Consider the following 14488-nt stretch of genomic DNA (forward strand, 5'->3'; position numbering starts at 1 on the left):
CGTACGCTCCTCACGTGTTCTTCGTCGACGGTGGCCGTACGGTCAGGGCAGGCGGGAGAACCACCGCATCGAGCCGAACGCCGCGCCCATGGCGAACACCAGCCCCAGGCCGATGAAGCGGGCGGAGACGTCCTGCCGCTCGATGCGGTACCCGACCGAGCTGCCGATGTCCTCGTAGACCTCGCGCAGTTCGTCGCTGGTGCTGGCCTCGTGGAACAGGCCACCGGTCTCCTCGGCGACCGCCCGCAGGGTCTGCCCGTCCACCGGCACCTGGATCGGCCGTCCGCCCCGGTCGACGAAACCGGACGGGGTACCGAACGAGATGGTGTGCACCGGGATCTCCATCTCGACCGCGTCGGCCGCGGCCGACATCGGGTCCATCCCGGACGTGTTCGCGCCGTCGGACAGCAGGATCACCCGGGCCGGCGGCGGATCGCTGGCCGCCTGGCCGTCGAATCCCTTGACCGCGCCGAGCGAGGTGTTGATGGCCTCGCCGATCGCGGTGCCCTGCACCCCGGTGGCGCCCTCCACCAGCCGGCCGATCCCCTCGTGCAGCGCCTCCCGGTCGGTACCCGGCGGCACCAGCACCGCCGCGCTGCCGGCGAAGGCGACCAGGCCGACGTTGAACTCCTCGGGCAGCCCGTCGACGAACCGGCGGGCCGCGTCCTTGGCGGAGGTGAGCCGGTCCGGATCCACGTCGCGGGCCAGCATCGACGTGGAGACGTCGACCGCGACCATCACGGTGGCCCGCTCCCGGGGTACCCGCACCTCGGCGGTGGGCCGGGCGAACCCGACCACCAGCAGCGCCAGCATGGCCAGGAAGAGTCCGGCCGGCACGTGTCGGCGCCAGGCCGGCCGGTGCGGGGCGACCCGGTCCAGCAGGCGCAGGTTGGTGAAACGGACGGCGTACCGACTGCGCCGGCGCTGCGTCAGCAGATAGCCGGCGACCAGGGCGAGCACCCCGAGCAGCAGCCACAACCGCACCGGCGACTCCCAGCTCACGCGGCACCTCCCCGGGTGGTGGCGGCCGGGGCCTTCGCCATCCGGCGTTGGGTGTGCACGTGCCGGACGATGTCGGCGCCCCAGTCCCGGTCGGTACGCAGGCGCAGGTGCGTCGCCCCACTACGGCGCAGCGCGTCGCGTACCTGGTCGCGTTGGGCGGCCGCGGCGGCGGCGTACCGCTCGCGCAGCCGGGCGTCGCCGGTCCACACCTCGCGCCGCCGGCCGGTCTCCGGGTCGACCAACGTGATCAGGCCGACGTCGGGCAGTTCCAGCTCACGCGGGTCGGTCACCTCGACGGCGAGGACCTGGTGCCGCGCCGCGAGCCGGCGCAGGGTGCGTTCCCACGGCACCGGGTGGGCGGGGTCGTCGGGCAGCCCGTCGAGGAAGTCGGAGACCACCACGACCAGGCCGCGTCGGGCCGCCACCCGGTGCACGGCGGCCAGCGCCTCGACCAGGTCCGGTGGCGCGAGCGGGGCGGTGTCCTCGTCGTACCCGCCGGTGCGCGGCGCGGCCAGCAGTGCCCGCAGCAGGCCGAGCAGGTGGGTCCGCCCGCTTCGCGGCGGGAACCGGCGCAGCCCGGCGGGGGTGAGCACCTGCGCGCCGAGCCGGTTGCCGACCCCGGCGGTGAGGAAGCCGACCGCCGCCACGGCGGCCACCGCCAGCTCCCGCTTGTCCAGGTCGGCGGTGCCGTACTCCATGCTGGGGCTGGCGTCGACCAGCAGCCAGGTGGTCAGCTCCCGGTCGGCGTCCACCTCACGTACGTGCGGCACGGTGGTGCGGGCGGTGACCGCCCAGTCCATCCGGCGGACCTCGTCCTCGCCCGGCCGGTACTCCCGGCTGCCCGCGGTCTCGCTGCCCGGACCGGGCAGCAGGCCCCGGTACTGCCCGTGCAGGAGACCGTCCAGCCGCCGGGTCACGGTCAGCTCCAGCCGGCGCAGCCGCGCGTCGGGGGTCAGCTCGGCCAGGCCCGGGTCGGCGGGCGCCGGCCCGGTTGCCGTCCGCCGGCTCATGCCGCCGCCAGGTCGGCCGCGTACTCCTGGTGGCCGGTGGCGATCCGGGGCGGTGGTACGGCGTCGACCAGCCGCCGGACCAGCGACTCGGCGGACACCCCGTCGGCGACGGCGTCGAACGAGAGCACCAGACGGTGGGCCAGCACGTCCACGGCCAGTTCGCGGATGTCCTCGGGCAGCACGTACTCCCGGCCGCGCAGGAGTGCCTGCGCGCGGGCCGCGGCGACCAGGCCGAGGGTGGCCCGGGGGCTCGCGCCGTACGCCAGCAGCGGCGCGATCTCCGGCAGCCCGAACCGGCCGGGGTCGCGGGTGGCCAGGATCAGCCGCACCACGTACTCGGCGAGGGCGTGGTGCACGAAGACGTGGGCGGCGCGGTCCTGCAGGTCCCGCAGGTGTCCGGGGTCGAGCACCCGTCGGGCGGTGGGCCGGTCGGCGCTCATCCGGTAGAGGATGGCGAGTTCGTCGGCGTCGCTCGGGTAGTCCACCACGATCTTCATGAGGAACCGGTCACGCTGCGCCTCGGGCAGCTGGTAGACGCCCTCGGACTCGATCGGGTTCTGGGTGGCCAGCACCAGGAAGGGGCGGGGCACCTCCCAGCTGCGCCCACCGATGGAGACCTGCCGTTCCGCCATCGCCTCCAGCAGCGCCGACTGCACCTTGGCCGGGGCACGGTTGATCTCGTCGGCGAGCACCAGGTTCGCCATGATCGGTCCCAACTCGACGTCGAACGACTCGGTGGAGGCCCGGTAGATCCGGGTGCCGACGATGTCCGACGGGACCAGGTCGGGGGTGAACTGGATCCGGGTGAAGGTGCCGCCGACGACGGTGGCGAGGGTGTGCGCGGCGAGGGTCTTGGCCACGCCGGGCACCCCCTCCAGGAGGCAGTGCCCGTCGGCCACCAGGGCGGTCAGCAGGCGCTCGACGAGCCGATCCTGCCCGACGATCACGCGTTTGACCTCGAAGAGGGTCTGTTCCAGCACGGCGCCGGTCGCGTCGGGATCGACCGGGCTGGGCAGGCTGGCCAGGGTGTCCGAGATGTCCGTCACGGTGCTTGCTTCCCGTGGCGGTGCGCGGACAAACGTGGGATTAACCGGACCGGCGCGGCCGGAACAGCCGCAGACCGGCACTGGAGAGCACGTTCGTCGCCAACCACGCCGGGCCGGCGGCGGACGGTGGACGGCGCCGGCCCCTGCCCGGGGTCGGCGCCGTCGCGACGGTACGGATCAGTTGGCGATGACCAGGTGGAAGCCGCGGTCGGCCTCGACCCCGGCCGAGTTGCGGGTCTGCACGAAGACCGAGTTGACCGCCGGCAAGGTACGCGGTGCGACGCCGATCTCACCGGAGTCCGGGACGAAGCCGGGGCCGGAGTCCCCGATCGTCGCCACGTACGCCTTGGCCGACACGTTGTACGGGAAGGTCACCTGGTACTTGCCGGCACCCCAGGTGCCGGTCGGGAACTTGTAGACGCTGACGCCGACGCCCAGCGGACGGGCCAGCGTGCCGTTCGGGTTGACCACCGCGAAGGAGATGGTCCCCGGCAGCGTGGCCTGGGTGCTCACCCGTTCCCGGGCCGCCCTGTCCCGGCGGGCCGATTCGCCGGCCACCGGCGGCTGGCCACCGGGCTGGCGGACGGACGCCTGGGTGACCTCCGCCGGCGCCTTCGCCGAGGGCTGGGCGACGGCGACGCCGCCACCGGCCAGGGTGAGCGCGCCGACGGCGAACGCCACCACCATGGCCTTACGTCTTCCGATTTTCAGCATGACAGATCTCCCTCTGACCGTGCGGGATTACCGTTCCACCCTTGCGGAACGGCTTTGCTCTGCATTTTCCGACGTGCCGGAGATGAACGGCATCCGACGGGACAACACCATCCCGTCGCACCTCGAATATTTGACAACTCAAGGATTCTTGTGGACTCTGACCTGCAGTTACTACTCAGAGTTTCGAAGCGTCAACCAGGTGGAACCTAGCACCACAAAAAGCTTGACGTCAATAGTCGATCACGCCGCGAGGCCAGTTTCTGACTCAATCCATTAATTGTGAAAGCGACACGCTCGACCATTCACGAAATGGCCGGGGCGCCGGAGGCACCCGCGGTCCGGCTAGGGTCCAACCATGATCGAGACCGAACGCGGGGGCGGCACGCGCCGGCACCGGGCCACCTCGGCACTGTGCTGGCTCGCGGTCGCCCCGGCCGTCGCCTGGGCCGGCGTACGGCTGCTCGGTCTCGACCGGGGTCCCCTGGTCCAGGCGCTCGCCTTCACGCCGTACGCCGCGCTGGCCAGCCTGACCCCGCTGGTGCTGGCGGTCGCGCTGCGGCGCCGGTGGCCCGCGGTGGTCGCGGCCGTCACCGCGACCGTGCTGGTCGCCCTGGTCGCGCCCCGGGCGTTGGCCGACCGGCAACCCGCCGTGGCCGGACCCACCGTCCGGCTGTTGACCGCCAACCTGCTCGCCGGAGCCGCCGACGCGCGGGCCGTGGTCGACCTGGTCCGCCGGCACCGGGTGGACGTGCTGACCGTGCAGGAGTTCACCCCGGACGCGCAGGTCCAGCTGGACCGCCTCGGCCTGGCCGAGCTGCTGCCGCACCGCCAGCTCCACCCGCGGGTGGGCACCGTCGGCTCGGGCCTCTACGCGCGCTTTCCCGTCGGCGACGGCGGGGTCCGGCACAACCGGGGCGGCTGGGGTTTCGACCAGGCATACGGCACGCTGGCCGTCCCGGACGCGCCGCCGGTCCGGGTGGAGTCCGCCCACCCCAGCGCGCCGTACGCCATCGACCAGGTCGGTCACTGGCGCGCCGACCTGGCGGCACAGCCGCCGGCCACCCCGGACGGGCCGCTGCGGATCCTCGCCGGCGACTTCAACGCCACCCTCGACCACGCGCCGCTGCGTGCGCTGCTCGGCACCGGGTACGTCGACGCGGCGGACGCCGTGGGAGCGGGCCTGGTCGGCACCTGGGGTCCCTACGACGGCGACCCGATCCCCCCGGTGACCATCGACCACGTCCTGGTGGACCGGCGGATCGCCGTCCGCGCGGTGTCGGTGCACCCGGTACGCGGCAGCGACCACCGCGCGGTGCTGGCCGAGGTCACCCTCCCGCGGGTCCCACCCGGGCCCGGTCCAGGCCGTAGGTGAGGGCGTCGACAAGCGCGTGCCAGCTCGCCTCCACCACGTTCGGGTGCACCCCGACCGTGGTCCAGTCCCGGCCGGCGCCGTCGGCGGTCTCCACCAGCACCCGGGTCACCGCGCCGGTGCCGTGGCTGCCCTCCAGGATCCGGACCTTGTAGTCGGCCAGCTCGAAGTCGCGCAGCTCGGGGTAGTGCCGCGCCAGGCCGACCCGCAACGCCTCGTCGAGGGCGTTGACCGGGCCGTTGCCCTCGGCGGTGGCGATGACCCGCTCACCGCGCACCCGGATCTTCACGGTGGCCTCGGAGACCACCGAGCCGTCCTCGCGGTGCTCCACCAGCACCCGGTACGACTCCAGCGCGAACGGCCGCACCGGGGCGGCGTCCGGCAGTTCGGAGCGGACCAGCAGCTCGAACGACGCGTCGGCGGCCTCGAACGACCAGCCGCCGGCCTCCAGCTCCTTGACCCGGCTGGTGACCTTCGACAGCGTGTCCGGATGGCCGGCCAGGTCCAGGCCCAGCTCGCGGCTCTTCAGCTCGACGCTGGCCCGGCCGGCCATCTCGGTGATGAGGATCCGCATGTCGTTGCCCACCACCACGGGGTCCACGTGGTTGTAGAGCAGCGGATCCACCTTGATCGCGCTCGCGTGCAGCCCCGCCTTGTGGGCGAAGGCGGCGGCCCCGGCGTACGCCTGGTGGGTGTCGGGGGCGATGTTGGCGATCTCGGCGATGGCGTGGGAGACCCGCACCATCTGCGCCAGGCAGCCCTCCGGTAGGACCGGCATGCCCAGCTTGAGCTGGAGGTTGGCGACCACCGCGAAGATGTCCGCGTTGCCGGGCCGCTCGCCGTACCCGTTGGCGGTGCCCTGCACGTGCCGCACGCCGGCCTCGACCGCGGCGATCGTGTTGGCCACCGCGCAGGCGGTGTCGTTCTGGGCGTGCATGCCGAGCAGCTCGGGGGCGACGCCGATCCGGTCGGTGAGGTCGACGATCGCGGCGGTCACCCGGGAGGGCAGCATGCCGCCGTTGGTGTCGCAGAGCACGAACCGCTCGGCGCCCGCGGCGAGCGCGGTCTCGACCACCGCCGAGGTGTACGCGGGGTCGTGCCGGTACCCGTCGAAGAAGTGCTCGCCGTCGACGAACACCCGCCGTCCCTCGGCGACCAGGTGCGCGACGGTGTCGTGGATCATCGCCAGGTTCTCCCCGGCGGACGTGCGCAGCGCCCGCTCCACGTGCCGCAGGTCGGCCTTGGCGACCAGCGCGATCGCCGGCGTCCCGGCGTCGAGCAGCCCGCGCACCTGGGCGTCGTCGGTGACCGCGACCCCGGCGCGGCGGGTGGCGCCGAACGCCACCAGCACGGCGTGCCGCAGGTCCAGCTCGGTGCGGGCGCGCCGGAAGAACTCGGTGTCCTTGGGCACCGCGCCCGGCCAACCGCCCTCGACGAAGCCGACCCCGAACTCGTCGAGCAGCCGGGCCACGGCCAGCTTGTCGACCACCGAGTAGCTGAGCCCCTCGCGCTGGGCGCCGTCGCGCAGGGTCGTGTCGTAGACCTGGAACGTCATGGTGATCCCTTCGTGTGTCGACCAGCGGTGCGGGCAACAAAAAGACCCCCCGCGGATGCGGGAGGTCTGCGCGCTCGGCGAGGGGAGGCCGGCGCGCTAGGTGCCAATAATCGAGACGGTGCTGGTCACGAGCGACACTCTGCCACCCCGGGGCGCGTTTTGGGAGGCACAATCCACATCTCGGGACATCGTTTCCTGGTCCCGGTGCCCGGGTAGCTCCCCTGGTGACGTCTCCGACGGCGGTGGCGTCTCCCGACGACCCGTGGCGGTCGAGGCAGGAGTGACCCATGGACAGGCTCGACCCGCACAGCACGCACGGCAGCACCGGCCCGCTGTCCGACGGCGGCCAGGGAGCGTTCCCCGGCGGCGCCCCGGCCGGCGCCTTCGACCCGTGGCGCTACCGGGACACCGCCGGCGTGGCCGACGCCGACCTGGTCGGCTACAAGGTGGAGGCGAGCGACGGCGGCGTCGGCAAGGTGGACGGGGCCAGCCACGACGTGAACTCCAGCTACCTCGTGGTGGACACCGGCCCGTGGGTATTTGGCAAGAAGGTCATGCTCCCCGCCGGCACCGTCAACCACGTCGACCACGACGAGCAGAAGGTGTACGTCGACCGCAGCCGCGACGAGATCAAGGCCGCCCCGGAGTACGACGAGACCGCCGACACCGACCCCACCTACCGGGACCGGCTCGGCGGCTACTACAGCGAGACGTACTCGGCCATCCCGCCGGGCACCGCCCGCTGACCCCACCCGCCGAAACGGCCTCCCGCAACGGTGCGGGGGGCCGTTACCGTGTCGAGGTGGACACCACCGGCACGGACCGCAGGATCCCCTTCGCCACGATGTTCAACTTCCGCGACGTCGGCGGCCACACCGGCCACGACGGGCGTACGGTGCGCCGGCGACGGCTCTACCGCTCCGACTCGCCGCACCGCATCGAGGGTGCCGACCGGGACGCGTTCGCCGCCCTCGGGGTCCGGACCGTGATCGACCTGCGCCGCCCGTACGAGGTGGAGCGGGACGGCCGGGTGCCCCACTTCGACGGGCTGACCTGGCGAAACATCCACCCCGAGCACGCCGAGTGGCACGAACGGCCGTACCAGCCGGGCACCGATCTGGCCCGCTACCTCGCCGACCGGTACGCCGACCTGGCCCAGACCGGCACCGCCGGGTTGGCCGAGGCGGTGGGCCTGATCGCGGACTCGGTGAACGCGCCGGTGGTCGTGCACTGCGTCGCCGGCAAGGACCGCACCGGCATCGTCTGCGGGCTCACCCTCGCCGTGCTGGGGGTGTCCGACGAGCACATCGCCGCGGACTACGCGCTGAGCACCGAGGCCGGCGAGCGCTTCATGGCGTGGTTCACCGCCTCCGGCCACCAGGTACGCCCGGGGCTGCCCCCGCTCACCTGCCCGGAGCAGGCGATGCTGCTGTTCCTCGCCGAGCTGCGCGAGGGCCACGGCTCGATCGAGGACTACCTGCGCCACGCCGGCGTCACCGACGACCAGCTGACCGCCCTGCGCGAGCACCTGCTCGACTGAGCCCGGCCCGGGCAGTGCCGGGGACGGCAGAGCCGGCGTTGTGGGGAGGGCCCTCTCCGCTACGCCAGGCGTTCGGAGGGGGCCCTTCCGCACACCTCAGATGACGCGGTGGACCCAGTTGTGCGGGTCGGCGACCTTGCCGCGCTGGAGGTCGATCAGCTGCTGGCGCAGCGCCGTGGTCACCCGGCCCGACCCGCCGCCGCCGACCACGAACTCCCCGTCCGGGAAGCGGACCGTGCCGATCGGGGTGATCACCGCGGCGGTGCCGCAGGCGAACACCTCGCGCAGCCGCCCGCTGGCCGCGTCCGCCTGCCAGTCGGCGAAGCTCACCGGCCGCTCCTCGATCCGGTGTCCGGCGTCCTGGGCCAGCCGCAGCACCGACTCCCGGGTGATGCCCGGCAGGATGGTGCCGGTCAGCGGCGGGGTGACCAGCGTGTCGTCGTCGTAGACGAAGAAGACGTTCATGCCGCCCAGCTCGTCGACGAAGCGTCGCTCCACGGCGTCCAGGAAGACCACCTGGTCGCAACCGTGCTCGATCGCCTCGGCTTGGGCGGCGAGCGAGGCGGCGTAGTTGCCGCCGCACTTCGCCGCGCCGGTGCCGCCCGGCGCGGCGCGGGTGTAGTCCGGCGAGACCCAGACGGTCACCGGCTTGACCCCGCCGGAGAAGTAGGACCCGGCCGGGGACGCGATCACCACGTAGAGGTATTCGTTGGCCGGGCGGACGCCCAGGAAGACCTCGCTGGCGAACATGAACGGCCGCAGGTAGAGGCTGCTGTCCTCGTCCTCGGGGATCCACTCCCGGTCGATCTCGATCAGCTTGCGCAGCGAGTCGACGAACGTCGCCTCGGGCAGCTGTGGCATCGCCATCCGCCGGGCCGAGTCGGCGAACCGGGCGGCGTTCGCCTCCGGCCGGAACATGGTGACCCCACCGTCGGCGGTGCGGTACGCCTTCATCCCCTCGAAGATCTCCTGCGCGTAGTGCAGGACGGCGGCGGCCGGGTCCATCGGGATCGGGGCCCGCGCCTCGACCCGGGCGTCGTACCAGCCCTTGCCGTCGGCGTAGCGCACGGTGACCATGTGGTCGGTGAAGACCCGCCCGAACCCGGGGTTGGCCAGCAGGGCTGCCCGGTCGGCGGCGGATACCGGCGCGGGATTCGGACGGATCTCGAAGTCGAGCTTGTCACCACCGCTCATTGCGCTGACCTCCCTGCGGGACGACGGCACACGGGTCCGCGTGCCGAGAACACGGTGCGAGAAACTTACCCCGAACGGTCGTTCAGCGGGTAGCGCCGCCCGGGCGCGCTGGCGGCCGGCGGCGGCACATCCCGATGAGCCGCGGAGGGCGACGGCGGGACCGGCCGGTGGTCCGGCGGCGACCGGAACCGACCGTCACGGCCGGTGCCGACGCGGGCGGACGCGGTCGGGGCTCTCGGGGGTACGGGGCTCAGCCTGCGGCGTGTGCGGCCAGCCGGTCCCCGACCTCCTCGGTGCGTACCGGTACGCCGGGTACCCGACCGGCCAGCTCGGCGCCGACGGCGGCGGTGATCCGGGCCGCGGCGTCGGCGTGGCCGAGCTGGTCGAGCAGCAGGGCGGCGGAGAGCACGGCGGCGACCGGGTCGGCGAGGCCGCGGCCGGCGATGTCCGGCGCGGAGCCGTGCACCGGCTCGAACATCGACGGGTACGTCCCGTCCGGGTTGATGCTGCCGCTGGCGGCCAGCCCGATGCCGCCGGTGACCGCGGCGGCGATGTCGGTGAGGATGTCGCCGAAGAGGTTGTCGGTGACCACCACGTCGTAGCGCTGCGGCTGGGTCACCAGGAACATCGCGGCGGCGTCCACGTGCTGGTACTCGGTGGTCACGTCGGGGTGCTCGGCGGCGACGGCCTCGAAGGCCCGCGCCCACAGCGATCCGGCGTGGGTCAGCACGTTGGTCTTGTGCACCAGGGTGACCTTGCGCCGTTCCCGGCGTCCCGCGCGGGCGAACGCGTCGCGGATGACCCGTTCCACGCCGTGCCGGGTGTTCAGGCTCTCCTCGGTGGCGACCTCGGCCGGGGTGCCCCGGTGCAGGCTGCCGCCGGCACCCGCGTAGAGGCCCTCGGTGCCCTCGCGGACGACCACCAGGTCCACCTCGCCGGGCTTGACGCCGCCGAGCGGTCCGGCGGTGCCGGGCCACAGCCGGGAGGGCCGGAGGTTGACGTACTGGTCGAAGGCGAAACGCAGCTTGAGCAGCAGCCCGCGCTCCAGCACGCCCGGCGGGACGGTCGGGTCGCCGACGGCGCCGAGCAGGATGGCGTCGTGTCCGGCCAGCTCCTCGAGGACCGAGTCGGGCAGGACCTCGCCGGTGCGGTGGTAGCGTGCCGCGCCGAGGTCGTACTCGGTGGTCCGCACGCCCGGCAGCACGGCGTCGACGACCTTGCGGGCCTGCGCGACCACCTCGGGCCCGATGCCGTCACCGGCCACCACCGCGATGCGTGCCACGTCCTGCTCTCCTTCGCCTAGCCCGTCCGCCCGACCGTACGCCCCCGTCCCGCCTCCCGGTACGAATGTTCCAGAATTCGGGACGGACGGATGCACAGCACCCTCCCAGGTGGCATTCATGAGGCGGTCATCTCCGCTGCCTAGGGTGATGGCCAGCGGGCCGACGGGGGCCCGTGCGCGGCGAGGCGACTGCGGAGCCGTTCGGGCGAGGGAGCGGGTGCGATGCGGATCGACGAGCAGCCACGGACCCGGTGGGTGGACCCGGCGGTCTTCCACCACGGCGGGCGGCCGGACCTGCGGCTCGGCGGACGGCACCACCGGATCGACCGCCCCGGCACCGCGGTCGGCGACCGGATCGACGTGCGGCACACCGTCCGCACCTCCACCGCCGAGTACTCGCTGCTGCTCAACGCCCCCGCCTGGCTCGGTCGCCGGGGCGTCGGCGAGGCACTGCGGGACGCGGTCGCCGAGCTGCGCGCCATCGACCTGACCTACGGCCCGGCCCGCCCGGACAGCCTGGTGTCCCGACTGCGCCGAGGCGAGATCAGCCCCGACTCGTACCCACCGCTGGCCGACCTGGTGGACCGCTGCGCCGCGATGCGCGCGGCCACCGACGGCTGGTTCGACGCGTGGGCGGTGCCGGGCGGCTTCGACCCCGGCGGCCTGCTCGGCGGGTGGGCGGTGGAGCGGGCCGCGGGCCGGCTGCGCGCCGCCGGCATCCACGACTACGCGGTGCTCACCGGCGCGGACCTGGTGGTACGCGGGCACGCCGCGCACGGCGGCCCGTGGCGGGTCGCGGTGCACCACCCGACCGACCGGCGGCGCGCGCCGCTGGTGCTGGAGATGACCGCGGGCGCGGTCGGCACCTCGGGCGTGACCGGCCGGCAGGGGCACGTGGTGGACCCGCACACCGGGGAGCCGGCCGAGCACCTCGTCGCCGCCACCGTCGTCGGCCCGGACCTCGCGGTCGCCGACGCCTACGCGACCGCCCTCTACGCCGCCGGCCCGACCGGGCTGGCCTGGTTCCGCAACGGCTCCGACTATCGCGCGCTCTTCGCCCACCGGCGCTGAACCGCGCGTCGTCCTCTTCCACCGGCCCGGGAGCACCTGGGGGCGGACCGCGATCGGCCCCCACGGCCGCGGCAACGACTGTGAGGGCCGGTCAGCGACGAGTGCGCGTGGCTCGCGCAATCGAGGGGTGCGGGCCGGGCCGACCGGGCGTCGACCGCGTCACCCGAAGACGGGCCCACGTCGCGAATCGGCCGGTGCCGCACCGGTACGCTAGCGAATCGACGCAACTCACCGCAAGAGTCTCCACTACGGACCGTCCGGCCACGACTGGTTCCTCCGACCGGCTGGCCTGCGGCGGGGCAGTTGCGGGCCGGTGAACGAGAAATGGCACTCTGTCCGCCGTGAGTTTCGATCTGAGCGTGTGGGCCCTGACTGACGGGGCGACGCCCGAGGACGTGCGGACAGCGGTACGGCAGTGCCGGCAGGGGCAGCACGTCGACCGCTACCCCGACCCGCGGGTGGTTCGGTTCTACCGGGCGATCACCGCGTCCTATCCGGACCGGCAGCCCACGGCGGACACCCCGTGGGCGGTGGCGCCGCTGCACGCGGCGCACGACCACGTGGAGCTGAACCTGCATCCGGACTGCGCGGACCAGGTGCTGCTCGACATCGAGCGGCTCGCCGGTGAGCACGGGCTGATGCTGTTCGACGCCCAGGACGGCTCGGTCTACCCACCGCCGGCGCGCGTCAACACCTGACGTACCGCCCCGCCGAGGCCGCGCTTTCGGCGCTCGAGGCCGCCCTTTCCGGGAAAGAGGGCCCACGGCGCGCTTCGAGGCCGCTGTTCCCCGAGAGTGCGGCGATCCTGGATGGTGGCAGGGGTACCGACGACGGGAGGGGCCCGGCGGATCGCCGGGCCCCTCCTCGCGGTGCGTTCAGTTCACTCGTCGCGCAGGTCCGCCGCGCTGGCGGCGACCGCCCCGATCGAGTCGGCGGCCGAGGTGAGCAGGTCGGCGCCGAGCGCCTGGTCGACCGTGAGGGTCATCAGGGTCTCCCCGCCGGCCTCCCGGCGGGCCACCTGCATCGCGGCGATGTTGACGCCGGCCTCGCCGAGCAGCGTGCCGACGGTGCCCACCACACCGGGCCGGTCGACGTAGCGCAGGAAGACCAGGATGCCCTCCGCGCCGATCTCCACGTCGAAGCCGTCCACCTCGGTCAGCTTCAGGACGTCCCGGGTGCCGGCGGTGGCGACGGTGCCGGCGACGCTGACCGTGCGACCGTCGGGCAGCGCGCCCCGGACGGTGACCAGGTTCGGGTGGTCGACCGTCTCGACCTGGGTGGTCAGCGTGACATCGACCCCGCGCTCGGCGGCCAGGTGCGGCGCGTTGACGTAGGTGACCTGCTCCTCCACCACCGAGCTGAACAGGCCCTTGGTGGCGGCGAGCTTGAGCACCGAGACGTCGTGGTTGACGATCTCGCCGCGTACCTCGACGGTGACGCTGGCCGCGATGCCACCGGCGACGGCGGTGAAGGCCCGACCCAGCTTCTCGGCCAGCGGCAGCAGCGGCCGGACGTCCTCGGCCACGACGCCGCCGGCCTGCACGTTGACCGCGTCCGGCACGAACTCGCCCTGGAGCGCGAGCTTGACGCTCTTGGCGACGGCCAGCCCGGCCTTGTCCTGCGCCTCGGCGGTGGAGGCCCCCAGGTGCGGGGTGGCCACCACGTTGTCGAAGGCGAACAGCGGCGAGGACGTGCACGGCTCCTTGGCGTAGACGTCCACGCCGGCCCCGGCGACCCGCCCCTCGGCGATCGCGTCGGCGAGGGCCTGCTCGTCGACCAGGCCGCCCCGGGCGGCGTTGACGATCCGGACGCCCGGCTTGACGATCGCCAGTTCCTTCTCACCGATCAGGCCCACGGTCTCCGGGGTCTTCGGCAGGTGGATGGAGATGAAGTCGCTCTCCCGCAGCAGCTCCTCCAGGCCGACCAGGCGGACCCCGAGCTGGGCGGCGCGAGCCGGCTGGATGTAGGGGTCGTACGCGATCAGCCGGGTGCCGAAGGCGGCGATCCGGGATGCGAACAGCACGCCGATGCGGCCGAGGCCGACCACGCCGACGGTCTTGCCCTGGATCTCCACGCCGGTGTACTTCGACCGCTTCCACTCCCCCGCCTTGAGCGCGGCGCTGGCGCTGGCCGTGTTGCGGGCCACCGCGAGCAGCAGCGCGACGGCCTGCTCGGCGGCGGACACGATGTTGGAGGTGGGAGCGTTGACGACCATGACGCCCCGCGCGGTGGCGGCCGGCACCTCGACGTTGTCCAGACCGACGCCGGCCCGCGCGACCACCTTCAGCCGCGGCGCGGCGGCGACCGCCTCGGCGTCGATCTGGGTGGCGCTGCGGACGATGACCGCGTCGGCCTCGGAGAGCGCGGAGAGCAGGGCCGGGCGGTCGGTGCCGTCGACGTGACGGACGTCGAAGTCGTGGGCGAGCACCTCGATGGCGGCGGGAGCGAGTTCTTCGGCGATCAGTACGACAGGAGTCATTGGTCCTCGTAGATGTCGTCAGAGCGGGCGGCGGGGCGGCGGGAAGCGACACTGCGCCCCGCGCTGGTCCGCGCCATGGCCGTCAGGTGCCGGCTGCACACCTACCCGCGATCGTAGGGGGCGGGTTGACCGGCATGTTCCAGCACGCGGGGTGAGTGCCCTCACACAGCGTCGTCGCACGTGCGTCACCCGCCGTTCACCGGCGGCGGCGTGGCGGACGTGCGCT

Annotated in this window: 13 protein-coding genes; 5 read left to right on the forward strand and 8 right to left on the reverse strand. The window is 73.4% G+C overall.

What is annotated here, in order from left to right:
- Positions 1-42: 42 nt before the first annotated feature.
- From D7223_RS07805 to D7223_RS07820, 4 genes are all read right to left on the reverse strand, one after another.
- Entirely contained in the window at positions 43-1002 is a 960-nt protein-coding gene (locus D7223_RS07805) for a VWA domain-containing protein (RefSeq protein ID WP_120726529.1), read from the reverse strand.
- Positions 999-2012: a DUF58 domain-containing protein gene (locus tag D7223_RS07810; protein WP_120726531.1), complete on the reverse strand. Its 1014-nt coding sequence runs from the start codon at positions 2010-2012 to the stop codon at positions 999-1001. The genes D7223_RS07805 and D7223_RS07810 overlap by 4 nt, the downstream gene beginning before the upstream one ends.
- Positions 2009-3058, reverse strand: a complete 1050-nt coding sequence (locus D7223_RS07815) for an AAA family ATPase (protein WP_120726533.1) — start codon at positions 3056-3058, stop codon at positions 2009-2011. The genes D7223_RS07810 and D7223_RS07815 overlap by 4 nt, the downstream gene beginning before the upstream one ends.
- Positions 3059-3235: 177 nt before the next feature.
- On the reverse strand, positions 3236-3772 hold the full coding sequence (locus tag D7223_RS07820; RefSeq protein ID WP_120726536.1) for a hypothetical protein: 537 nt from the start codon (positions 3770-3772) through the stop codon (positions 3236-3238).
- A 355-nt stretch (positions 3773-4127) separates the two neighbouring features.
- On the opposite strand from D7223_RS07820, the gene D7223_RS07825 reads away from it, so the two are divergent.
- Positions 4128-5144 (forward strand): endonuclease/exonuclease/phosphatase family protein, encoded by a 1017-nt coding sequence (locus D7223_RS07825; protein WP_120726538.1) that lies wholly within the window; start codon positions 4128-4130, stop codon positions 5142-5144.
- Here the strand turns inward: D7223_RS07825 and cimA are convergent.
- Complete coding sequence (gene cimA, locus D7223_RS07830) at positions 5098-6696, reverse strand: citramalate synthase (RefSeq protein WP_120726540.1); 1599 nt, start codon at positions 6694-6696, stop codon at positions 5098-5100. The genes D7223_RS07825 and cimA overlap by 47 nt on opposite strands.
- 287 nt (positions 6697-6983) lie before the next feature.
- Here cimA and D7223_RS07835 point away from each other — a divergent pair, with 287 nt between their 5' ends.
- On the forward strand, positions 6984-7442 hold the full coding sequence (locus tag D7223_RS07835; protein ID WP_120726542.1) for a PRC-barrel domain-containing protein: 459 nt from the start codon (positions 6984-6986) through the stop codon (positions 7440-7442).
- Positions 7443-7498: 56 nt separating this feature from the next.
- Positions 7499-8236 (forward strand): tyrosine-protein phosphatase, encoded by a 738-nt coding sequence (locus tag D7223_RS07840; protein ID WP_272948680.1) that lies wholly within the window; start codon positions 7499-7501, stop codon positions 8234-8236.
- Between the two features lie 96 nt (positions 8237-8332).
- Here the strand turns inward: D7223_RS07840 and D7223_RS07845 are convergent, their stop codons facing one another.
- Both D7223_RS07845 and D7223_RS07850 read right to left on the reverse strand, forming a co-directional pair.
- Entirely contained in the window at positions 8333-9430 is a 1098-nt protein-coding gene (locus D7223_RS07845; RefSeq protein ID WP_120726544.1) for a branched-chain amino acid aminotransferase, read from the reverse strand.
- Between the two features lie 250 nt (positions 9431-9680).
- Positions 9681-10712, reverse strand: a complete 1032-nt coding sequence (locus D7223_RS07850) for a 3-isopropylmalate dehydrogenase (RefSeq protein WP_120726546.1) — start codon at positions 10710-10712, stop codon at positions 9681-9683.
- 222 nt (positions 10713-10934) lie between these two features.
- Between D7223_RS07850 and D7223_RS07855 the strand changes: the two genes are divergently transcribed.
- Both D7223_RS07855 and D7223_RS07860 read left to right on the forward strand, forming a co-directional pair.
- Positions 10935-11783 carry an FAD:protein FMN transferase gene (locus D7223_RS07855; RefSeq protein WP_120726548.1) on the forward strand — a complete coding sequence of 283 codons (849 nt, stop codon included), beginning with the start codon at positions 10935-10937 and terminating at the stop codon, positions 11781-11783.
- A gap of 341 nt (positions 11784-12124) precedes the next feature.
- The gene (locus tag D7223_RS07860) at positions 12125-12481 is read left to right on the forward strand and encodes a hypothetical protein (protein WP_120726550.1); all 357 of its coding nucleotides are present in this window, start codon (positions 12125-12127) and stop codon (positions 12479-12481) included.
- Positions 12482-12663: 182 nt separating this feature from the next.
- Here the strand turns inward: D7223_RS07860 and serA are convergent, their stop codons facing one another.
- Entirely contained in the window at positions 12664-14262 is a 1599-nt protein-coding gene (gene serA, locus D7223_RS07865; RefSeq protein WP_120726552.1) for a phosphoglycerate dehydrogenase, read from the reverse strand.
- Between the last annotated feature and the right edge of the window lie 226 nt (positions 14263-14488).

It is taken from the genome of Micromonospora endolithica, assembly GCF_003626595.1.
In the GTDB taxonomy this organism is placed as follows: Bacteria; Actinomycetota; Actinomycetes; order Mycobacteriales; family Micromonosporaceae; genus Micromonospora; species Micromonospora endolithica.